The sequence below is a fragment of the Veillonella magna genome, from assembly GCF_959600285.1.
GTDB lineage: Bacteria > Bacillota > Negativicutes > Veillonellales > Veillonellaceae > Veillonella_A > Veillonella_A magna.
Genome location: NZ_CAUGKU010000008.1, coordinates 64,995 through 87,769, shown reverse-complemented (window position 1 = coordinate 87,769; position 22,775 = coordinate 64,995). Strand labels below are relative to the sequence as shown.

Sequence of the window (22,775 nt, the reverse complement as noted above, 5' to 3'; positions counted from 1 at the left end):
TATTTAAATATAAAATTAAATATTTAAATAAAATTCTACAGTATAGTATATAACAAAATAACGTAGCTGAAAATACATAAGTTAGATAAATCCGTAATTTGTAAGCATCTTGGGTGTGAGGAGCATTTGTAAATGATAAAAGATAACTACATATTAGAGAAAATAGGAAGAGAAGAGGATTAGCGATTAGGTGTTGACGGCAATGAGAAAAGCTGTGTATAATAAGAAAAAACATAGTGATAATATCAACGAACAGGAAGAGTAACCGCGCAAGCTCGGCTACAGCGAGTCGGGGTAGGTGGAAGCCCGATGCAAGAAGGTGCGGCGAATGGACCTGGGAGATGTAGTCCGATCCGTAAGGCTAGGCACTACCGGTAGTCTCTTACCGTTATTTAAGGAGCGCGTATCGCTACAGATGAAGTGGCCGTACGTTGTGAGCCGGGCTGCATAAGCCAATCGGGGTGGCACCGCGGAGTAACCTTCGTCCCTATTTTGTAGGAACGGAAGGTTTTTTTTATACCTAAAATTAGGGTGATAGTGATAAGGAGGCACGTATATGGAACGTGGCAAAGATGTAGCAAAATTAGTATATACCCATGTGCAGGGTGGCCAATTTCGATGGGTAACCGTTAGCACGCTGATGTTGGCTTTGGGAACTATTTTACATTTAGTCAGCCCTAGTGTGGCGGGGGTTACACCGAACTGGACAACCGCTACGTATTGTGTGGCTATTCATTTAACGCGACCTACCTATCGCCAGTCCGTTGGCATTGGGTTGGTAGCTGCACTTATCAATGTGATGACATCAAAATCCGCATTTCCCTACGGTAATCTATTCAGTGAGCCGGCAGGAGCGTTGACTTGCGCGATACTTGTTAGTTTACTGGGGCGTATGGGATCTTTTAAGTTGGGAAAGTTGGAGTTACTGCCGTTTATTACGGGATTCCTTAGCACGGTGGCATCGGGTGGCGTCTTTGTCACTATTCTTTACTGGGTATTAGGTTTACCGACAGCTGTATATGTAAATGCCATGTGGCCGATGGTTCTTATGGTAAGCTTGTGTAATGGTATTGTAACGCCTCTTCTTTATGTACCGGCAAAGCATCTTTTTGCGCGTCGCGGTTATGTAACGGATAAGATGGGAACTACAGATAGTCATGAGGGCTTGATCATCACACCGGCTCACGATGCAAAGATTTCTATTGAGCACTTTAATTACTACTATACTAAGGCAACGACACCGGCAATTAAAAACATAAACTTGCAGGTTAATGAAGGAGACTTTTTAGTAGTGACCGGCCCGGCAGGTTGTGGGAAGTCCACATTATGTATGGCCATGACCGGAGCGGTGCCGAAATTCTATGGGGGTCGGATGGAAGGCATGGTGTTTGTTAATGGGAAGGCTACGACTCAAGTAGAAATTCCGGATTTAGCTACAGAAATCGGTGTAGTTATGGCCGATTACGATACACAATTGGTAACGATGACGGTTGGTGAAGAAGTGGCGTTTGCTATGGAAAATCGCGGTTACTCGCCGGAACAGATTAAAGAGCGCAGTGCTGCTGTATTTAAACAAGTGGGCTTAGAAGGCATGGAAGAGAGAAAGATTACCAGCTTATCTGGAGGACAGCGGCAACGCTTGGCAATTGCATCGGTATTAGCTACGGATCCATCTATTCTTGTACTGGATGAACCAACCAGTTCGCTTGATCCAGAAGGGACCGCTGAGCTGTATAAATTGGTAGGTACGTTGAACAGAGAACATGGTATTACAGTAGTTGTTATTGATCACGATTTACATGCGGTGTTGCCATATGCTAACCGTTTGGTACTTATGGTGGATGGTGAAATCCGCAGTGATGCGGATGTGCCGACTACGTTACGTTATATGTATGAGCACGATATTTATGTAGATGCCTTGCCTTCCATCTTTGTTACGTATTTACGATTGGAAGCGGCAGGCTATACATTCCCGGCGCCGTGGCTCAGTGTAGAGGCGGCAAAGAAAGGATTGACTTCGGTCGTACATTGATGAGCGGGACCAGAGATACAGATAAAGGAGATAGCTATGTTAGAAGTAAAACATCTGCGCTTCGGATACGTGCCGGGCAAGGATATTATGAAAGATGTAAGCTTTACTATCGGCAAGGGTGAATTTATTGCCGTCGGCGGTCGAAATGGTTGTGGTAAGACAACAGTGACGCGTCTTTTAATGGGATTGGAAACACCGGTAGAGGGAACCTTGTATTACAAAGGTGATGATATTACTAAATTATCTCCTTCGGAGCGGGGCCGTTTTATCGGCTATGTATTCCAACAGCCGGATCGCCAAATGTTTAGACCTACTGTAGCCGAAGAAGTAGCGTTTGGACCGGAGCAGCTTGGTTATACAAAATCGGAAGTAAAGGAGATTACCGAGGATGCACTGGCGCGTACTGGTATCAGTCATTTGGCAAAGTCGTATCCACCATCGCTTAGACGCGGTGAAAAGCAGCGTGTAGCGATTGCGTCGGCGTTAGCTATGAAATCGCAAATCCTTATTTTGGATGAACCGACCAGCGGACAAGATGGTAAGGAAACAAGAGAGCTGTTGATACTGCTAGAGGAATTGCGGTCCGCAGGACTTACTATTGTTCTCGTTACTCATGATATGGAAATCATTGCATCACATTGTACGCGAGCCATTATTATGGGTTACGGCACAAAGGCTTTTGACGGCACACCGGAAGAGTTATTCACCAAGAGAGATGACTTATATGAGCTTGGATTGACAAAGCCACCGTGTGTCGAATTGGCACAATCCGTACCGGGCATAGGCTATTGCAAGTCAATGAAGGAATTTGAAGAACGTATGATAGCGCGAAGGGAGGCCCTATAATGAAACAGCTTGTACCGTTTACAAAAATTATTACGACTATGGCGGTTTCTCTGTGGGCAATTATTTTACATACACCGAGTGAATTGGCGGTGCTGTTGATAGCGGAGCTTGTTTTGTTGGCTGTAACAGGCTTGTTGCATACACAATATAAGGTAGTTTTCACACTGGCTGTTTTCGCAATATTTCTAGCAGTTGTGCAATATATTGGCGGAGGTACATTAGAGTCAGCTTATGTAACAGGCTTGCGGATGTTGTGTATGACTATGGTATTCATTGTACTATTGGCGACTACACGGCTACAGGATTTAACGGCGGCATTAGTTACGCAATGTAAAATTCCTTACGAATACGCCTTTATGTTTACGGCGGCCTTACGCTTCGTACCGGATTTTATTACGGAAAGTAAGGCGGTGCAAGAAGCACAGGCGTGTCGTGGAATGGCAATGAAGGGCAATATAGTTAAACGATTGCAATCCTATGGTTCGGTCATTCAACCGCTGCTTTTAAAATCCTTGGGACGATCGGAAACGATGGCTCTTTCTTTGGAGTTGCGCGGATTTGGCAATAAGAAGCATAGTTTTGTTGCTAAGGTCGGTATGCGCGGTAAGGATTATGCAGTGGTAATAGTGCTGGCTGTGATTACGGTAGCTATCATTGCTTACAGCCGCGGACTTATCGGCTGATGAAATGATAAGAGAAATCGTGGCATGGCTGTAGCGGTTTTATCCTACTGGATAAAGTTGGGTAATAAAATAATATAGAAAGCAAAGAAAACAAGGCGGCAACTCATGTAGGGGATACATGAGTTGCCGCCTTGTTTTCGTTTAGGATAAATTTGTATTTTATAAATAGTGAGCCTGTAAGGGGATTACATGACTCGCTATAACGGTAGTTAGCGCCAACGATTAATACCAACGGGTGATCGGTAATTCATTGTTGATACCTTTCGTGGCGAGAATTTGATGAAGGTCCATCATGCCATTGTAAAAGGCAGCGGCACAACCGGTGAGATATAAATCCCACATGCGGATGAATCGTTCATCAAACATGTTCTTAATGGTAGGCAACTGAGCACGGAAGTTCTTGTCCCATTCCAATAAGGTTTTATTATAGTGAATGCGCAGGTTTTCTACATCCTGTACATGAAAGTTATCTTCCGTCATATCTGCAATCATTTCTCGCAGACTCGGCAACATTCCGCCGGGGAAGATATATTTACTCATCCAGGCATCGCCCGGTTTTTCCTGCATGCCGCTGATAAAGTGGAGGAGGAAGAGACCACCATCCTTAAGTACGGCATCCACGCAGTCATTAAAAAGCTGATAGTTTTCGCGTCCCACATGTTCAACCATGCCTACGCTAACGACGCGATCAAAGGTCATACCGGATTTCGGTAAATCGCGGTAATCCATCAATTTAACAGTTAACTGATTTTCTAGGCCGTTTTCTTTAATGCGGCGCTGGAATTCAGCATATTGTTCTTTGCTGAGCGTAATACCGGTGCCTTTAATGCCGTATTTTTTAGCGGCTTCAATGAGAAGAAAGCCCCAACCGCAGCCGATATCGAGAAGGCTCATGCCTTCCTTTAAATATAATTTTTGCAAAATGCGGTCTACCTTGTGTACCTGTGCTTCGTAAAGGCTGTCGCTTTCATTAGCAAAGTAAGCACAAGAATACTGCATTGTTTTATCTAACCATAATTTGTAGAAATCATTACCGATATCATAATGATGTTCGATTTCGCGGGCCTGGTTACTTTTACCCAAGGATACGTGAGCCAGTTTACTCATTACTGAACCGGATGTAGAAAAATTATCCATTTGTCCCAAAAAATGGTTTAAAGCTTCATATAAATTGCCTTCGATGTCGAGAATGCCGTCCATGTATGCTTCTCCCAAGGCAATCGAAGTGCTTTCCATCAGTTTACTGACAGGAATAGGTTCCTTCATATGTACGGTAAATGTCGGAGCCCCTTCGCCGATTACATATTCATTGTCTTTAAATACAACTTTAAACGGATTTGCATCAAAACGTTTCAAAAAAGAGATCATTGCTTTTTCTTCGAGCTTATTGCCCAATTCTTTTAGCATAATCGGAATGCCTCCTTCATTTAAAATTTTGTCTAAGTGCGTTACTATGATATGACTATGACGTGAATAAGTCAATAGTTATTAAAATTCTATTATTTTATGGGGATATAAAAATTTTGGATGTATAGGTAGAGTTGAATCGGGAGGGACAGGTAGAAAGAACAAAGAGAACACGTGATATGCGATAAATGCATTATCATAACGACGAAAGAATTACAATAGGTATGCATACCAATTTATTATGTACATTAGTAGTGTATGTGGCATCCCTGGGGGAAAGCATATATAATTGACATATAATTGAGTAAATAAAGGAGTACGGTATGAAACTGACTATGTATATGGGGCGAGCCGGAACAGGTAAAAGCTATGCTTGCTACGAACGAATTCGAGAAATCATAACTACTTGCCCCGGTGAACCTATTATCCTCTTGGTGCCGGATCCGGCTACGTATCGCACAGAACGTGAATTAGCGGCTTTCATGCCGGAAGGTGGTTTTACAACAGTACGTGTGGTAGGTTTTGGGCGGTTAGCTCATCAGGTTTTTCAATCATTGGGGAAAGCAAGAGAAGACAGCTTGTCCGATATTGGGCAAAAATTAGTGTTGCGACTGTTGTTAAAACGACATGCCGACAAACTTGAAGTATTACGTCGGGCTGCATCGCAGCCACATTTTGCAGATGTATTGCAAGGATTACTGGCAGAATGCAAAGCGTTTCGTGTGACCGCAGAGGATTTGCGAAGCGGTGCCGATAAAGTAGATTCTATGGGACTTGCCGGAAAGCTGCGTGAATTGGCATATATCAAAGAACAGTATGAAACGATGACAGATAATCTATGGGGCAGCGATGAAGATAGCATGGAAGAGCTGATTCGCTGTATTGGTGATTCACCGTTACTACAACAGGCACATGTAATCGTAGATGGCTTTCATTGGTTTACTCCGCTGCAGAATATATTAATTCAGCGGATGTTTGCCTTGGCAAAGGAATCTATTTTAACAGTGACGTTGCCGGCCGAGACAGAGCCGGAACGATATGCTAGGCCGGGACAATTATTTCATCGCCCTTATGAAGTATATGCCACATATAAGGAACGATATGGTAAGCAACTTTTAGTACGGCGCTTCACAAAACAGCACCGTTTTCAATCGCCGGTGTTAACAGCCCTGGAGAAAGGATATTTTGCCTATCCATCGCTGGGAAATCAATCCGAAGATACAGTAACGGTGGTACGTGCTTACAACCGTGAGCGTGAAGTAGATGCTATATGTCGACGAATTTCTTCCTTGGTAAGAGAAGAAGGGTATCGTTGGCGCGACATCACAATCATGTTGCGCGAATCAGAAACCTATGGGGATATATTGGAAAAAGGGCTGGCGCAGTATGGAATCCCCTTCTTTACAGATAGACGACATCCCATGCGAAGCCATCCTTTGGCGGAACTTTTAACAGGCTTGTTGGAGATAGTGCAGAGTCGATTTAATCATGATGCGGTATTTCGATTATTAAAGACTGATTTCTTTCCCTTGTCGAGGGAAGAGGTAGATCTTTTGGAAAATTACTGCTTGGAATTTGGTATTCGCGAGCTTATGTGGTTAAAGCCGGAATGGACATATCGTCGTCGCGATACGGGCCCGGAAGGTAGCGATAGTTATGAACGAGAAACGCTGCGAGTATCTCGGATACAGAACATTCACAGTAGGATAGTACCATTGTGGCAACTGTTGTGGGATTTTGGCAGGCAGTCACATACAGGCTATGAATGGTGTGAGCATTTATATACGTGCTTGGAGTCCCTGCATGTACCGAGGACATTGTCGCAGTGGAGTCGCGAAGCAGTAGCCGAAGGACTTCAAGAAGAAGCAGATAGTCATGAGCAAATGTATAAGCGAGTGATTCGTTTTTTTGATGAAGTTATGCTATTGGCAAAAACGGAACTACTGGCACCTGATGAAATCGCAGTACTGTTAAGAGAGGGCTTGGATGAGGTGACATATTCGTTGGTACCACCGAGTCTTGATCACGTGGCTGTGACTACCGTGGAACGCGGGTATACTACGGAAAGTGCCATTGTATTTGTACCGGGCATTAACGAAGGTGTATTTCCGCAGCGCATGGGTGATGAAGGACTACTCAAGGATAAAGAGCGTACAGCGTTGCAGGCGGCAGGAATCACGCTGGCTGCAGGTGCCTTGGTTCGCGCCTTTAACGAGCAATTTCTTTTTTACATTGCTTGTAGCCGAGCACGACAGCGACTTTATATATCCTACGCCGGCTCCGGTGAGGATGGTAATAGCTTGGAACCGTCATTGGTAATTAAACGATTGGCAAGCATGGGATATACATCACCGCCGATGGAAGCACCACTGACGATGCCGGATGGTGACGAGACAGATTATATGTGGACCCCGCAGCAGAGCTTACGCCTTTTAGCGGGACGTGTTAGCGAGGCAGTAAAGGGGCAGTCGGTAAATCCATTATGGTGGAGTCTTTACGATTGGAGTTTACAAGCAGGTTATTACGAGCCGCTTCGATTATCGACGCGCGGGGCGTTGGACACCAACGAGGTGCCTCTTATTGAACCGGCTGTGGTAGATGCATTACTGTTACGAGGAAATGCTTTGGACGGATCGGTTACTCGATTGGAAAGTTACCAACGGTGTCCGTTTGCTTTTTACGCGCAATATGCGTTGCAACTGGCACCGCGCAAGGTCAAGTCGTTTGGTGCACCGGAAATGGGAACGTTTCTGCATGAAAACTTGCGCCGTTTAGGTATGCTTCTCTTGTCACAGGAACGACAATGGCGTGACGTACAGCCGGAGGAATTACAGAAAATTTGTGCTGATGTAGTAGCGGATACGACGGCGGAGTTATTAGGCGATGCTTTTACGGATGCCTATGAAGAAGCCCTGCAGCAGCGCCTTGAGGCGACATTGCAACGAACGGTATATCGTCTCAGTGACTGGTCGAAGCGAAGTGTGTTTGATACGGTGTATGTAGAACAGGGCTTCGGCAATGGCCCCGACAGCTGGCCGGCAGTACCGATTGCTTTAGGCGGAAATCACTATATTCGCTTGCGAGGACAACTGGACCGTGTAGATGAATATCGCATAGGTGATACATTATTTGGCTTGGTTATTGATTATAAATCAGGTGGGGCTGCGGTATCCGCATCCGACATTTATTATGGGTTAAAGCTGCAATTGGTTACGTATTTACTGGCGTTGGAACGAGCCCAGCATTCAATGACCATGCTGCCGGCAGCGCTGGTGTATACATATGTAAAGAATCCGCAAATCAGTGATACGGCTCCGTTGGCAGTGGCTGAGGCAGAAAAGAAATCAATGACGGATACGTCGCTTAGGAATAGCGGATATTTTGCGCATGATCACGATATTTTATTAAAAATGGATGATAGCTTGGCAGGGCGGTCCGATACGTCGCCGTATGTACCGGTACGTCTAAAAAAATCCGGAGATATTTACAGCAGTGATTTGCGGAAAGTAAAGACAGTGGGCGAATTTAAAACGTTGACCGATTATGCTTGTCGCGTGATGGCAAAAGCAGGACAGCATATTTTAGAAGGTCATTTTCCGTTGAGCCCGTATAATTTGGACGGACGTATTCCCTGCAGTTTTTGTCAATATCGCGTAGTGTGTCGATTTGAAAATACGCGTAATCGCTATCGCTATATTCATAGTCTCAGTGAAGAAGAAGGCATGCGTCGTATGGCAGAAGGAGGAACGGTATATGAAGTGGACCCACGATCAACAGAAGGCGATTGAGGCGCCAAAGCCGGGACCGTTGTCATCACAGACATTATTGGTGGCTGCCGCTGCAGGATCGGGTAAAACGGCAGTGCTTGTAGAACGAATCATTTCACGTTTGCGCGATAAAACGCGACCGCTCAGTATTAGTGAACTATTGGTAGTGACCTTTACAAAAGCGGCTGCGGCGGAAATGAGTGCCCGCATTGGAGCTAAGCTTTCCGAAGTATATGGGGAAACGGGTGACACATATTTAGAAGAGCAGCTGCATTTGTTGCCATCCGCACATATTTCGACATTGCATTCATTTTGCCAATGGGTTATAAAAAGCTATTTTTATCGTCTGGATATCGATCCGGCATTTCGCATTGGGAATGAAGGTGAGCTGCAGCTCATGCGTTCGGAAGTGTTGGATGATGTATTGTTGCAGGCGTATACGAATAATGACTATCACATCTTCGAAGTGGCAGATATGCTTAGTGATAATCGTTCGGATGAACGGTTAAAGCATCAACTGTTACGCATTTATGATTTTGCCTTAGCTCAAAGTGATCCTCAGGCTTGGCTTGATAAGGCATACCAACGGTATGAAAGTGCTATGGATACATCGTTGCTCGAAACGATATGGGGACAGGTATTTTGGCAGGAACAGCAGGATATAATTGCTCGGATAGAATCTGATTATGAGAGAATGGTAGCGTTGATTAATCGTCCGGACGGTCCCGCACCTTGGCAAAGTTTGGTTGATGAGGTGGCTGGTATTCGAGAAGCGTTACGGGAATCCGAGAATTGGGATGCTATGCATGCGGCAGTTGCGTTAGCAGAGAAACACCGCTTCGGGGCCTATCGAAAGACAGGCTTAAAAAAAGATTTGGAATCAGGTGCTATAGACGCGGGAATCGTTTCACAGGTGGAAGCACTGGGAAAACAGAATAAAGAACGTTTGCAGGTTATGGCTCAGGGACCTTTTGCTGTAGACGAAGCCACCTTTAAAGAGCAACTGCGCGGTCAGCTCCCTTACGCACAAGGGATTATCGGCTTAGTGCAGGCATTTGATATAGCGTTTAAAGCAGTCAAACGCCGAGCAGGCTTGTTGGATTTTTCCGACTTGGAGCATTTGTGTTTGGCATTACTGCGTGACAAGGATGAAGAGGGGAATTGGCATCCTTCTTCGGTGGCGTTGGAATTACAGGAACAATTCAAGGAAGTTATGGTTGATGAATACCAAGATACCAACGGCGTGCAAGAAGCTATCGTCAATTTAGTATCGCGCCGCGACAATCGATTTTATGTAGGTGATGTGAAGCAATCTATTTATCGATTTCGTATGGCAGATCCTACCTTGTTTATGGAAAAATACCATCGCTTCGGTCGTGATGAGGCAGATGTGGAACGTCGTATTGATTTGGCACAGAATTTCAGATCCCATGAAAATATCCTGAGCTTTACTAATTTTCTGTTCCGCCAAATTATGACGGAAGAAGGGGCAGAGCTCTCCTATGGTGATGAAGAAGCTCTTTATCCGGGACGAGTAACAGAAGATATGCCGGAGGATTGGGTTGGCGGTCCCGTAGAATTACATCTTATCGAGGTGGATGATACGACACAACAAGAAGCATCTGAGAAGGGGACTTCTTCTAATGCGACAGCTATGGCTTCCGATGGCGGAGATGATGCGGATGAACTGGAAAATGACGAGAAGGAAATTGCGTTTATTATAGAAAAATTGCGGGCCTTGAAGGCAGCCGGTGTAAAAATACAGGAAAAGGACGGTAGTTTCCGTCCCATGTGTTGGCGAGATGTTGTTATCTTACTGCGATCGGTAGCCGGTAAAGCCAATCGTATGGTGGAAGCTATGCGCATAGCGGGTATTCCGGCTTATGCGGAGGAGAACAGCGGTTATTTCAGTTCCTTGGAGGTACAATTACTGATAGCCTTACTACAGGTTATCGATAACCCGGAACAGGACCTGCCGATGGCAGCTGTGTTAGGTTCGTTTATTGTCGGCCTTGATGCTAACGTATTAGGACGACTACGAATGCAAGGCGATGGATCCTTGTGGTCATTGTTGCCAACGTTTGCCAGCAAGGAAGATAATCCGGCAGTGATGGCGTTTATCGAACGATTTACAAGATGGCGTACATTGTCGCGGCGACGCAGCGTCAGCGAATTGTTATGGCATATTTTTGAAGATATTAATTACGTTGAGTATGTCAGTGCCATGCCGAACGGATTGGTACGTAGGGCGAATGTATTGGCACTGTATGATCGAGCCAAGCAATATGAAGCCGGCAGTTTCCGTGGACTTTTTCGCTTTTTACGTTTCATCGAAAGCTTGCAGGCGGCCGGAGAGGATCTCAGTGTAGCTCGGACGGTAAGCGAAGCTGATGATGTAGTGCGCATTATGAGTATTCACAAGAGTAAAGGATTGGAATTTCCTATCGTATTCCTCAGCTCGGTACAAAAGAAATTTAATATGCGTGATTTGATGGAACCTATTTTATTACATAAAGATGGCGGTTTGGGATTAAAAGGCTATTATCCGGACTATCGTGTTATGTATGGGTCACTGCCGTGGTTGTATAATCGTCGTTTGTTGGCAAAGGCAGCTAAAGCGGAAGAAGAACGTATTTTGTATGTGGCCTTAACACGGGCGCGGGATAAATTATTTATTACGGGATATGTAAAGAATTTTGCAGCCCGATGTGCTCGCGTAGCTGCGCCGGCGCTCGTTCTAGATGAACAACAACTTCCGGCGGATTTGATTTTAGGCGCTAACTCGTACCTGGATTGGTTGCTTCTCGGCCTAGGCCGTCACCTGGAAGGAAATTCCATTCGCCTTAACAGCGGCGTTGAGGATATACGAATGCCGAATCTGAAGGATAAAAGCTGTCGCTTTACAGTTGCCGTACATGACGGCAGTGCCTATACTAAGCTGCGTAGTACCGGTACTGATGCGGAAATGTTGTTGCATAAGGTATACGCAATGGAGCCGTTAGGTGCAGAACCGTTGCCAGAGGCCATTGCTCATCGATTTGCGTTTTCTTATGCTTACCCGGGAGCGGTGATTACGCCGGCTAAGATTTCGGTGAGTGAAATTAAACGACGATTTGCCGAAGCCGAAGCATTAGCGGCTACTTCGGGTAGTATTATCGATGATGATTTAGATAGTACATTGCAAGCAACAAGTGGTGAAACGGGTATTACTGCCGAGGAACAGGCGTTGCCTAATCATGAACCGGCAGATGGAGTGTTGATGAATGAAGTGTCAGTGAATGAAGGGACTATCATTGATGAAGCGTTTGCAATGAAACCCGTTGCTTTAAGTGAAGAAGCGGTGACGGCCTCGGGCGCTCGGTGGGGGACCCTGATGCATGAGGCGATGCAGTGGCTGCCGTTGCAACCATATACTAAGGAAAGCCTGAAAAAGGCTTTGGATAACCTGGTACTAGCCGGATATATGACTATGGATGAACGTCAGGTACTCAATGAAACGTATTTGCGGCAATTTTATGAAAGTGCACTGGGGCAGCGGATGTTAACATCCCCCAGGGTAGAACGAGAGTGGCCCTTTAGTCGGCTGGTATCGGCAAGTGATGTGTATCCGCAGGTAGAACAGAATGAACAGCTATTTTTGCAAGGGATTATAGATACTGCTTTTGAAGAAGACGGAGCATGGGTATTGGTTGATTATAAAACAGATAAGGTACGTAATGCCGATGAACTTCGTCAACGCTATAGGTTGCAACTGCGAATATACAAGGAGGCACTGGAACAGCTGACAGGTATGCCTGTGAAGGAAACTTACATCTACTCGTTCCGTCTGCGTGAAGCAGTACGACTTGATGTATAAGTAATGATGGATATAATCTAGGCATGATTGTTTGTATATGATAAAAGCCGGAAGGCACACATCATATTGTGATGTGTGCCTTCCGGCTATATTTATGGAGCGGGCAAAGGGAATCGAACCCTCCTCTCAAGCTTGGGAAGCTTGCATTCTACCGATGAACTATGCCCGCAGAATACTGTTTAAGTGTATCAAGTTTTTCTGTACTTGTAAATAGGAAATTAGCAAGACCCTACATAGTCGTTTTAGAGGTGTGACCTTTGCCATAGGTCTTACTGCAGTAAGGTGATATAATACAAATTGTTCTTATTCCCAGCGGGAAAGTAGGAAGTAAAGAGAGAGGAGATCCTGACATGGCAATGATAGATGCGATTATGAAAGCAAATGAAGCGTATGTGGCTTCAGAAGGAATGAAATATGCTAAGGAGGATCCTGCTGTGGCTAAGTTGCCTGCGAAGCATTTGGCAATTGTAACATGCATGGATACACGGTTAGTCAATATGATGGAGAATGCTATGGGGTTACAGCGCGGCGATGCGAATGTCATCAAAGTAGCCGGCAATGTCATTGAACCTTTTGGGGATGTAATGCGTAGCATATTGGTTAGCGTATTTGAACTGGGAGCCAACGAAGTCATTGTTGTTGGTCACGATGGGTGTGGTATGGAGAAGACGACTGCCGCAAGCTTAGCTGATAAAATGAAACAGCGCGGTATTGATGCGGAGGCTATTGCTGATGTGTATGCTACTTTGGAACGATGGGCGGATAGCTTTACCTGCGCGCATTTAAATGTAGAAAAAGCAGTGCAGGTATTACGTGCGCATCCGTTGTTACCCAAAGATGTTAGTATCAGCGGATGTATTATGAATCCGGCTACGGGTGAATTGACAAAAGTTGATACTATCTAGCTTCTACTTCATGGCTCTGTAGTTGTATCAAGAAAAGTGAGAATGATACAATAAAAGTTAAGTACACAGCAGCGAAGGAGGCATATCATGAAGATACGCGTACAACAAATTGGAGCGACCGCATTTATATTGTCGATAGTTGTTTTAGGAACCCCGGCACATACGACAGCGCAGGATATGACAGCATCTACAAAAGCACCGGCAGCAACGATGCAATCCGTAACATCGTCAACAGAAAATTCGGTAGCGGCGGTGGGGACAAATCATAGTTTAATTGCCGTTTTAGAAGAAGTAGTAAAGCATAAACCGAAGGATCGAGGATTGCGTAATCAACTGGCGCAGATGTATTTAGCCGAAGGGCAGTATGATAAGGCATTAACATTATTTGAAAAGAGTATGAAGCATGGATCGTTGATTCCCGAAAGTTATAATAATCGGGCTATGCTGTATTACAAGATGAAACGTTATGCGGAAGCAAAGGATGACCTGGCACGTGCGTTGCAATTAGAGGCGAAGGATCATTTTCCCGATAGCACCGTTAATATGACAGAAGGACTGATGGGAAATATTTTGGCTGAAGAAGGTGACTATAGCGGGGCTTTGCCGTATTTTGAAAGCATATATAAGCGCACTCCGTCCAACATGATAAATGTCTTTAATTACGCACAGGCCTTAGAGCTGACCGGAAAGCGTGAAGCTGCTAAGGCCGTATATATGAAGCTGGTCGGGCAAGAGCGAAGCTTAGGCAGTAGCTTGATGACAAAAGTACAAGCGCGGATAGATGGCGATTGGGATACATTTACCGAGTGGTTATAATGTATAAAATCAAAATAAGGTGTTGACAAGATACCGGAAAATTGTATATAATATCCAAGTAGTTCATATGAAGTAGTGATACGGATGAGCTATTTGTTTGGAGAGGTGTCCGAGCGGCTTAAGGAGCATGATTGGAAATCATGTGTGCGGTTATACCGTACCGAGGGTTCAAATCCCTCTCTCTCCGCCACTTAATGAACAGCATCTGCGTTGGTAGGTGCTGTTTTTTATTTTGTACTCCCGCATATTTTTTGTATCCTTGTTCTCTACATGATCCCTGAATTTGTAGCGGAATGATTGTTGAAATCTATGTAGGCCTTTAGAAGCTATCATTGGTTAGTAGTATAGGCATGAATAGTGTAATAATAAATAGAAATGATACTCTCTTTAGATGTCGGGATACGGTAGACGAATAAAAGGCCGTACGATTTGTGAAATTCACAAATCGTACGGCCTTTTGGCATGTTAGTAGAAGTAAAAGGATTATGTAATGTACGAAATAGTAGCAGTAGTGTTACGCTCTATATTTTTTGCGATAGCCATGAGGCGTATCCGCCATAGCTTCTTTAAAAATTTTGCTGAAGTAACTAGGGCGACTGAATCCTAAGGCTTTCGCAATTGATTCAATAGGGCTATCCGACTCGCGCAATAAAATTTTAGCTTGATCTAACTTACGTTGATTTACATATTGGACGAGAGTTAGTCCCATCTCTTTTTTGAACAGCTTTGAAAAATAGGTTTCGCTTAGGTATACATAAGCGGAAATATCACGAAGCGACGGATTTTGGTATAAATGCTTATCAATATAGGCAAGGGCTCGTTTGATTTCCGGACGCAATGCTATTTCCTTAGGTGCGGTGTATTGCGTTAAATAGTCCGGTAAATGGCCGAATCCCATCGCTACTTCCGGGAAATAGTGCATTGCCATCAGCTTGAGTACATGTACGGCACTTTCCATTTCTTCACGACGAAAGGAAGGAAGCTTTCGGTAATAGCTTTTAAGTTCACTGGAGCTGTGCCAATCGGTAGCCGGAGCAATTTGTGGTAAGGATGGATCCATCACAATGGTTTGCCCTGCTAAAATATAGCCCTTAAGCTGTCCGCCGGCAATGATTGGAATAGAAAAATCGCTTAACCCTGCATGACAACGATACGGCTTGAATTGACCGCAACGGGAAGATTCAAGTCCGCCGTAGGCATCGCAATAAGCGCATAGTTTAGCCGTGTGAGGCCGACTGCGCATATAGTTACAGAAATTAGTGAAGCTATATTTGGTGGAGAGGACCTTTCCTCGAATATCTACATACACGGAGGCCATATCGGTAATGGTCGTAAAATCACGCATAATCTGATTGATGATAGCAGTTTCGGATTGTACACTGCAATGCATGCTCAACACCTCTCTTCCTAATGAAGTAAGAAGATTAAATTGTGATAATTTATATAACTCAAGATATTGATAAGAGATAGAGAGTATAACTATCTTTCATACCTTTTCTATAGAAGTATTATAACAAAAATTTGTTAATCATAAAACAAGATAAGAAAAATTCGTAAAAAAGTGTTAAAAAATAATATCCTGTTATTTTTTAAAATATAAATATAAAGCCTTTCGGCAATGGTATGAACTATGGAAATGGAATGGAGATGACGTGTATGGCGCAAGAAGCATTGGGTATGGTGGAAACGAAGGGCCTTGTTGGGGCTATTGAAGCAGCAGATGCTATGGTTAAAGCAGCTAACGTGGCTCTTATCGGCACCGAAAAAATAGGTTCCGGCTTGGTAACCGTCATGGTGCGCGGCGATGTTGGTGCTGTTAAAGCATCGGTAGATGCCGGTGCGGCTGCTGCCGAACGTGTAGGTGAAGTAGTATCGACACATGTAATTCCAAGGCCGCATCGTGAAGTAGAAGGCATGTTGTTCCCAAGCGACGTTGAAAAAGGTGATGAATGATGAGCGACACCCAAAAAATGGTAGATGAAATTCTAAAACGCGTGTTAAGTAAAGCAGATGGGTTAGCTAAGGACAGTGTTCCGGCTCCCGTTGCTGAGAGTAAAGGAGAAGAACAGATTATGGCAAAGACATGCAGCTTAACAGAATTTATCGGTACGGCTAAGGTGGGCGATACCATTGGTCTTGTTATTGCTAACGTGGATCAACAAGTATTAGATGCTATGAAATTGACAAAAAAATATCGCTCTATCGGTGTTGTCGGTGCCCGTACCGGCGCAGGGCCGCATATTATGGCCGCTGATGAAGCCGTTAAGGCAACAAATACGGAAATTGTAAGCATTGAACTTGCCCGTGACACTAAAGGCGGTGCCGGTCATGGTTCCTTGATCGTATTCGGTGGAGACGATGTATCCGATGTTAAACGCGCCGTAGAAGTAACACTGAAAGAAGTGGAACGCACTTTCGGAGATGTATATGGCAATGAAGCGGGACACATTGAGTTGCAATATACGGCACGTGCCAGTCATGCATTAAAAACAGCATTCGGTGCGCCGGAAGGTAAGGCTTTCGGGCTTATCGTCGGTGCTCCGGCGGCTATTGGCGTTGTTATGGCTGATGCGGCGGTTAAAGCAGCTAATGTCGATGTGGTTGGTTATTCGTCACCGGCTCATGGCACGAGTTTCTCCAATGAAGTTATTTTGCAAATCACCGGTGATTCCGGTGCTGTGCGTCAAGCTGTTATCACAGCTCGTGAAATAGGCAAGGAATTACTGGGTACATTGGGGAGCGAGCCAAAAAATGATGTACCTTCATATATTTAGAGTCATGGGGAAAGGAAGTATAAGAGTATGAAATCAAAGCGCTTTGAAGTACTAAGTCAGCGTCCGGTTAACCAAGACGGCTATGTAAAGGAATGGGTAGAAGAAGGCTTTATAGCCATGGAATCCCCTAATGACCCCAAGCCAAGTATCAAAATTGAAAACGGCACTATCGTAGAACTTGATGGTAAGCGTCGAGAAGATTTTGATTTAATTGATACTTTTATTGCTAACTATGCTATCAATTTGGAACGCGCCGAAGAAGTTATGAATATGGATTCGCGCAAAATTGCCAATATGATTTTGACACCGTCCGTACCGCGCAGTGAAATAGCGGGTTTAGCCAAGTCGATGACTCCGGCTAAGATGCTGGAAGTAGTTAGCCAGATGAATGTAGTCGAAATGATGCAATGCATGCAGAAGATGCGCGCGCGTCGTACTATGGCCAACCAAGCCCATGTAACAAATGTCAATGATAACCCGGTACAGATTGCGGCAGATGCAGCAGAAGGTGCGTTACGTGGCTTTGCGGAAGAAGAAACAACGGTAGCCGTAGCGCGTTATGCGCCTCTTAATGCCATCGGTATTCTCGTAGGTTCGCAGACAGGGCGCCCCGGTGTATTGACGCAGTGTTCCTTGGAAGAAGCCACTGAACTGGAATTGGGAATGCGTGGATTTACGGCGTATGCAGAAACCATTTCCGTATATGGCACAGAAGATGTATTTACCGATGGCGATGATACACCGTGGTCGAAGGCATTCTTGGCATCGGCATATGCATCACGCGGTTTGAAAATGCGTTTTACCTCCGGAACGGGATCGGAAGTTCAGATGGGACAGGCGGAAGGCAAGTCCATGCTGTACCTTGAAATTCGTTGCTTATTCCTTACCAAAGGTGCCGGGGTGCAAGGTATACAGAACGGTTCGGTAAGTTGTATCGGTATTCCAGCTGCGGTTCCATCCGGTATTCGCGCTGTGTTAGCGGAAAACTTGGTAGCGGCTATGCTTGATTTGGAATGTGCTTCCAGTAATGACCAGACCTTTAGCCATTCTGATTTACGTCGTACAGCACGTACGCTTATGCAATTTGCGCCGGGTACAGATTTTATTTGTTCTGGTTACAGTTCAACGCCTAACTACGACAACATGTTTGCCGGCAGTAACTGGGATGCGGAAGACTATGATGATTGGACAATTATTCAGCGTGACCTCAAAGTAAACGGTGGCCTTAAGCCGGTACGTGAAGAAGATGTCGTAGCTGTTCGCAATAAAGCAGCGCGTGCCTTGCAAGGCTTATTTGTAGAATTAGGGTTACCGGCCATTACCGATGAAGAAGTAGAAGCAGCTACATATGCACACGGTTCTAAGGATATGCCGGAACGTGATAAGGTAGCGGACATCAAGGGTGCCGCAGATTTAATGGCTCGTGGCGTAACGGGGATTGATTTCGTTAAGGGCTTGGCTAAACAAGGATTTAATGATGTAGCACAAAGTGTACTTAATTTGTTGAAACAAAAAGTAGCCGGTGACTATTTGCAAACATCCGCTATTTTTGATGATAAGTTTAATGTAATTTCTGCAATCAATGACTCCAATGATTATGCCGGTGTAGGTACGGGCTATCGTTTGGAAGGCAAGGATTGGGAAGTTATCAAAGATATTCCGAATGCAATCGACCCGCGTGATATTTAAGGAGGAATCGACATGGCTGAAGTAAATGAACAAGTATTACGCGCACTTATCATGGAAGTGCTCAGTGAAATGGGAAATGCCAGCAAGCCGGTTACCTTCACCGGTTCGGCAACGGTGGCAAAACCAAAGGAAGATGATAGCGATGATTCGTGGGTCGTAACGGAAGGACCGGCACAGGCGCATACATCGCCGGATGAAGTAGTTATAGCCGTAGGTCCTGCCTTTGCTCGCAGTCAGCGTACTACTATCGTCGGTGTACCGCATAAAGAAGTTATTCGTCAGTTGGTGGCAGGGATTGAAGAAGAAGGATTAAAGGCACGTGTTGTTCGTGTATATCGCTCGTCAGATGTAGCGTTCATGGCAGTGGAAGGAGATAAATTATCCGGCTCCGGAATTTGCATCGGCATCCAGTCAAAAGGAACCACGGTTATTCACCAGCGCGATTTGCAGCCATTATCTAATTTGGAATTGTTCCCGCAGGCACCGCTTTTGACGGAGGAAGTATACCGCGCTATCGGTAAAAATGCAGCAAAGTATGCGAAGGGGGAATCTCCTAATCCGGTAGCTACCTTGAATGATCAGATGGCACGACCTAAATATCAGGCATTGTCGGCGTTGTTACATATTAAAGAAACAAAACGTGTGGTAAAGGGCAAACCGGCAGATGAATGCCGTATCACGTTATAAGGAGGAATCAGCATGAGTACTGAAATGGAAGCGATGATTCGCAAAATTTTAGAAGATATGCAGCAAGGCGATGCAACAGTGACGGCAACCGCACCGGCACAGGCCGGCAGTACCGATACACAGGCGACGGTAGCGGATTATCCTATAGCGCAAAAGCATCCGGATTGGATTAAGGTACGCGGCAGCGGTCTTGATTTCGTTACGCTTGATAATGTAATGAGCGGTGCTGTTACGATGGAAGACTTACGTATCAGTCCGGCTATTTTAAAAGCCCAAGGACAGATTGCCAAGGATGGCGGCCGTGAGCAGATTGAATATAATTTTTCGCGGGCTGCAGAAATGACGAAGGTCAGCGATAAGCGCTTATTGGAAATGTATAATGCCCTTCGGCCGTATCGTTCCTCCAAGCAGGAATTGTTAGCAATGGCTGATGAATTAGAACGAGAATACGGGGCGCATATTTGTGCTAATTTCGTTAGAGAAGCGGCAGAAAATTATGAACGTCGTAAGAAATTAAAGGGCGATAACTAAGTTAGGAGTCTTATTATGAAGCGAATCGTCGGGATTGATATAGGTAACTCTACAACAGAATCGGCTATGGCATGTATCCGCGATGATGGAACTGTACAATTTTTAGGCTCGGCGATAGCGGATACTACAGGAATTAAAGGAACTAAGGATAATATACAGGGACTAATGGAGTCGTTGCGACGTTTGGTCCAACGTGCCGGTGTTACCATGCAGGATATTGACTTAATTCGTATCAATGAAGCGACACCGGTTATCGGCGATGTGGCCATGGAAACCATTACGGAAACGATTATTACCGAATCGACGATGATTGGGCATAATCCTAAAACACCGGGGGGACTCGGCATTGGTGTAGGTGAAACGGCACATATTTTGCAGTTATTGGATAAACCAATAGAGGCTCCTTATATTGTTATTGTACCGAAGGAAATAGATTTTCAGCTGGTCGCAGAGCTCATTAATGCTTATGTGCATAAAGGCTATCGGATCACGGGAGCTATTTTACAAGCCGATGACGGCGTACTGGTAGCTAATCGCTTGCAGCAAATTATTCCTATCATTGATGAGGTATCCTATATCGACAAGGTGCCTCTGGGAATGTTGGCAGCTGTAGAAGTAGTAGAGCCGGGCAAGGTTATATCACAACTATCCAATCCATACGGTATTGCTACGGTGTTTGGACTTTCGGCGGAGGAAACAAAAAATATAGTTCCTATTGCGAGAGCGCTTATTGGCAATCGATCGGCAGTGGTTATTAAAACACCGGCCGGCGATGTGAAAGAGCGCGTTATCCCGGCAGGCTCCGTGGTTGTTAGCGGTGATGGGCGAACCGTGTCGGTAGATATTTCATCCGGCGCAGAAGCCATCATGGCGGTGCTGGGACAGATACAGCATATTGATAATGTGTGCGGCGAAGCCGGTACAAACGTAGGCGGTATGTTGGAAAAAGTGCGCCAAACTATGGCTGAGTTGACTAATAAATCTCCGAACGATGTGTACATTCAAGATTTATTGGCAGTAGATACGTCGGTACCTATCAATGTAAAAGGCGGCTTAGCCGGTGAATTCTCTATGGAGCAAGCCGTAGGCATCGCTTCTATGGTTAAGTCGGATCATTTGCAAATGGAAATTATTGCTAAAGAGGTAGAAAGAGAATTAGGAATTCCTGTAGAAATCGGCGGGCAAGAAGCGGAGTCGGCTATTCTCGGTGCGTTGACAACCCCGGGGACGGAAACACCTATGGCCATACTGGACTTAGGTGCCGGCTCTACGGATGCATCTATTATGAATAAGGAAGGCGCGATTAAGGCCATTCACTTGGCCGGTGCCGGTAACATGGTAACAATGCTTATCAATTCGGAGCTGGGACTGGAAGATATCCATTTGGCCGAAGATATAAAAAAATATCCGTTGGCAAAGGTAATCAGCGTGTACCATATTCGTCACGAGGATGGTAGCGTGCAATTCTTCAACGATCCTTTGCCGGCATCGTTATTTGCTAAGGTCGTCATCGTTACTCCTGATGGGTTGGTCCCTATTGAAGGCGATGTATCCATGGAAAAAATACGTATAGTCCGTCAGACAGCTAAAGAACGGGTTTTTGTTACAAACTCATTGCGTGCATTAAAGGCAGTGAGTCCTACACAAAATGTACGGGATATTCCCTTTGTAGTTATTGTAGGAGGATCGGCATTGGATTTTGAAATTCCGCAACTTGTAACAGATGCTTTGTCACACTATAACTTGGTAGCCGGTCGAGGAAATATCAGAAGTACGGAAGGTGCTCGCAACGCAGTAGCTACCGGATTGATTTTATCCTATGCCAAGGAGCGGAGGAATCGTTCATGGATGTAGTAATGACGACGAAACCAACTATTTTGATATACCGCACGGCAGATACCGATATGACCTACTTACAGGATTTGTTATTCGGCATGGAAGAAGAGGGAATTCCCTTTACGGTTGAAGAAGTAAGTGGTAACGATGCCGGTGTGCTGGCCGACAGGGCTTCGCATGAATCTGCATTGGCCGTAGGTGTTGGTTGTACGACAAAGGCAGTAGTGCTCAGTTATAAAAATTTGCCACCACAGCAATTTATCTATCGCTTGCAGCCGTATAAAGGACAAAGAGAAAGCCTGCGTATATTGGGGAGTAACGCTGCTCGTTTGGCGAAAGGAAATCCGTTTAAAAGTAATGACAGACTGGAGGTGGCATTTTGAAAGAAGCATTAGGCATGGTTGAGGTACGCGGTTTAGCATTGGCTATAACCGTAGCCGATGGCATGGCGAAAGCGGCTAATGTGACACTGGCCGGTATTGAAAGAGCACGTGGTCAAGGATGGATGACGATATTTGTTACCGGTGATGTAGGCGCCGTTAATTCGGCAGTCGCTACCGGTGCTACCTTGGCAGGCGCCGGATTGATTAGCCAAAAAGTGATTCCGCGACCGGCGGAAGGCGTTCAATCCTTGTTGATTACGACGACGCCGGATAGATATACTGCTGCACCTGTAGCCGTATCTAAACATAAAAACACTGAAAGTGTAACTATGGATACAATGACTGTTGCGGCAAATCTGAAGGAGAGTGAAGCTACCGATACATCGGAAGGCATGATGGTAGAACATGTATCGCCTACCGTTGATGATACATCTTTAATGCATCACGGATCCGGTGAAGAAAAGGCGGGGCAGACTGCCGAAGAAGCAACCCCGAAGACGACAAAAAAACGCCGGGCACCGCGCAAGCGTACAAATACAACAAGTAAGAAGTAAGTAGATTGA

The 22,775-nt window shown here is 45.1% G+C and carries 17 protein-coding genes, 2 tRNA genes and 1 other annotated feature; of the genes, 16 read left to right on the top strand and 3 right to left on the bottom strand.

What is annotated here, in order from left to right; translation table 11 throughout:
• The first annotated feature begins 239 nt into the window (after positions 1-239).
• Positions 240-492 (top strand) — a binding site (T-box leader).
• Positions 493-556: 64 nt separating this feature from the next.
• The 3 genes from Q5873_RS06035 to Q5873_RS06025 are packed head-to-tail and all read left to right on the top strand — an operon-like array spanning position 557 to position 3,561.
• Positions 557-2,032, top strand: a complete 1,476-nt coding sequence (locus tag Q5873_RS06035) for an energy-coupling factor ABC transporter ATP-binding protein (protein WP_276624907.1) — start codon at positions 557-559, stop codon at positions 2,030-2,032.
• A gap of 36 nt (positions 2,033-2,068) precedes the next feature.
• Positions 2,069-2,878 carry an energy-coupling factor ABC transporter ATP-binding protein gene (locus Q5873_RS06030; protein WP_288301404.1) on the top strand — a complete coding sequence of 270 codons (810 nt, stop codon included), beginning with the start codon at positions 2,069-2,071 and terminating at the stop codon, positions 2,876-2,878.
• A complete protein-coding gene (locus Q5873_RS06025) occupies positions 2,878-3,561 on the top strand; it encodes an energy-coupling factor transporter transmembrane component T (protein WP_028255132.1) in 684 nt (227 codons plus the stop codon). Before Q5873_RS06030 ends, Q5873_RS06025 begins: the two co-directional genes overlap by 1 nt.
• 222 nt (positions 3,562-3,783) lie before the next feature.
• Here the strand turns inward: Q5873_RS06025 and Q5873_RS06020 are convergent, their stop codons facing one another.
• Complete coding sequence (locus tag Q5873_RS06020; RefSeq protein ID WP_303059844.1) at positions 3,784-4,968, bottom strand: SAM-dependent methyltransferase; 1,185 nt, start codon at positions 4,966-4,968, stop codon at positions 3,784-3,786.
• A 323-nt stretch (positions 4,969-5,291) separates the two neighbouring features.
• Between Q5873_RS06020 and Q5873_RS06015 the strand changes: the two genes are divergently transcribed.
• Both Q5873_RS06015 and addA read left to right on the top strand, forming a co-directional pair.
• Complete coding sequence (locus Q5873_RS06015; protein WP_303059842.1) at positions 5,292-8,756, top strand: PD-(D/E)XK nuclease family protein; 3,465 nt, start codon at positions 5,292-5,294, stop codon at positions 8,754-8,756.
• Entirely contained in the window at positions 8,722-12,591 is a 3,870-nt protein-coding gene (gene addA / locus Q5873_RS06010; RefSeq protein WP_303059840.1) for a helicase-exonuclease AddAB subunit AddA, read from the top strand. Before Q5873_RS06015 ends, addA begins: the two co-directional genes overlap by 35 nt.
• A 95-nt stretch (positions 12,592-12,686) precedes the next feature.
• On the opposite strand, the gene Q5873_RS06005 is transcribed toward addA, so the two are convergent.
• Positions 12,687-12,760, bottom strand: a tRNA-Gly gene (locus Q5873_RS06005).
• Positions 12,761-12,941: 181 nt separating this feature from the next.
• Here Q5873_RS06005 and Q5873_RS06000 point away from each other — a divergent pair.
• The 3 genes from Q5873_RS06000 (at position 12,942) to Q5873_RS05990 (ending at position 14,502) form a co-directional block, all read left to right on the top strand.
• Positions 12,942-13,496 (top strand): beta-class carbonic anhydrase, encoded by a 555-nt coding sequence (locus Q5873_RS06000; RefSeq protein ID WP_303059838.1) that lies wholly within the window; start codon positions 12,942-12,944, stop codon positions 13,494-13,496.
• Between the two features lie 87 nt (positions 13,497-13,583).
• Positions 13,584-14,312 (top strand): tetratricopeptide repeat protein, encoded by a 729-nt coding sequence (locus tag Q5873_RS05995; protein ID WP_303059836.1) that lies wholly within the window; start codon positions 13,584-13,586, stop codon positions 14,310-14,312.
• A gap of 99 nt (positions 14,313-14,411) precedes the next feature.
• Positions 14,412-14,502, top strand: a tRNA-Ser gene (locus Q5873_RS05990).
• Positions 14,503-14,826: 324 nt separating this feature from the next.
• On the opposite strand, the gene Q5873_RS05985 is transcribed toward Q5873_RS05990, so the two are convergent.
• Complete coding sequence (locus Q5873_RS05985) at positions 14,827-15,702, bottom strand: PocR ligand-binding domain-containing protein (RefSeq protein ID WP_276789985.1); 876 nt, start codon at positions 15,700-15,702, stop codon at positions 14,827-14,829.
• A 266-nt stretch (positions 15,703-15,968) separates the two neighbouring features.
• Here Q5873_RS05985 and Q5873_RS05980 point away from each other — a divergent pair, with 266 nt between their 5' ends.
• The 8 genes from Q5873_RS05980 to Q5873_RS05945 are packed head-to-tail and all read left to right on the top strand — an operon-like array spanning position 15,969 to position 22,766.
• Positions 15,969-16,265: a BMC domain-containing protein gene (locus Q5873_RS05980; protein WP_028255126.1), complete on the top strand. Its 297-nt coding sequence runs from the start codon at positions 15,969-15,971 to the stop codon at positions 16,263-16,265.
• Complete coding sequence (pduB, locus tag Q5873_RS05975; RefSeq protein ID WP_028255125.1) at positions 16,265-17,086, top strand: propanediol utilization microcompartment protein PduB; 822 nt, start codon at positions 16,265-16,267, stop codon at positions 17,084-17,086. Before Q5873_RS05980 ends, pduB begins: the two co-directional genes overlap by 1 nt.
• Before the next feature lie 27 nt (positions 17,087-17,113).
• Positions 17,114-18,775, top strand: coding sequence for a propanediol/glycerol family dehydratase large subunit (locus Q5873_RS05970; protein WP_276624899.1), 1,662 nt, complete (start codon positions 17,114-17,116; stop codon positions 18,773-18,775).
• 12 nt (positions 18,776-18,787) lie between these two features.
• On the top strand, positions 18,788-19,462 hold the full coding sequence (locus Q5873_RS05965; RefSeq protein ID WP_303059832.1) for a propanediol/glycerol family dehydratase medium subunit: 675 nt from the start codon (positions 18,788-18,790) through the stop codon (positions 19,460-19,462).
• Between the two features lie 12 nt (positions 19,463-19,474).
• Positions 19,475-19,993: a diol dehydratase small subunit gene (locus Q5873_RS05960; RefSeq protein ID WP_288301414.1), complete on the top strand. Its 519-nt coding sequence runs from the start codon at positions 19,475-19,477 to the stop codon at positions 19,991-19,993.
• A 15-nt stretch (positions 19,994-20,008) separates the two neighbouring features.
• Positions 20,009-21,847, top strand: coding sequence for a diol dehydratase reactivase subunit alpha (locus Q5873_RS05955; RefSeq protein WP_028255121.1), 1,839 nt, complete (start codon positions 20,009-20,011; stop codon positions 21,845-21,847).
• Positions 21,838-22,212, top strand: coding sequence for a glycerol dehydratase reactivase beta/small subunit family protein (locus Q5873_RS05950; RefSeq protein WP_288301418.1), 375 nt, complete (start codon positions 21,838-21,840; stop codon positions 22,210-22,212). Before Q5873_RS05955 ends, Q5873_RS05950 begins: the two co-directional genes overlap by 10 nt.
• Positions 22,209-22,766, top strand: coding sequence for a BMC domain-containing protein (locus Q5873_RS05945; RefSeq protein ID WP_303059829.1), 558 nt, complete (start codon positions 22,209-22,211; stop codon positions 22,764-22,766). Before Q5873_RS05950 ends, Q5873_RS05945 begins: the two co-directional genes overlap by 4 nt.
• Positions 22,767-22,775: the final 9 nt, after the last annotated feature.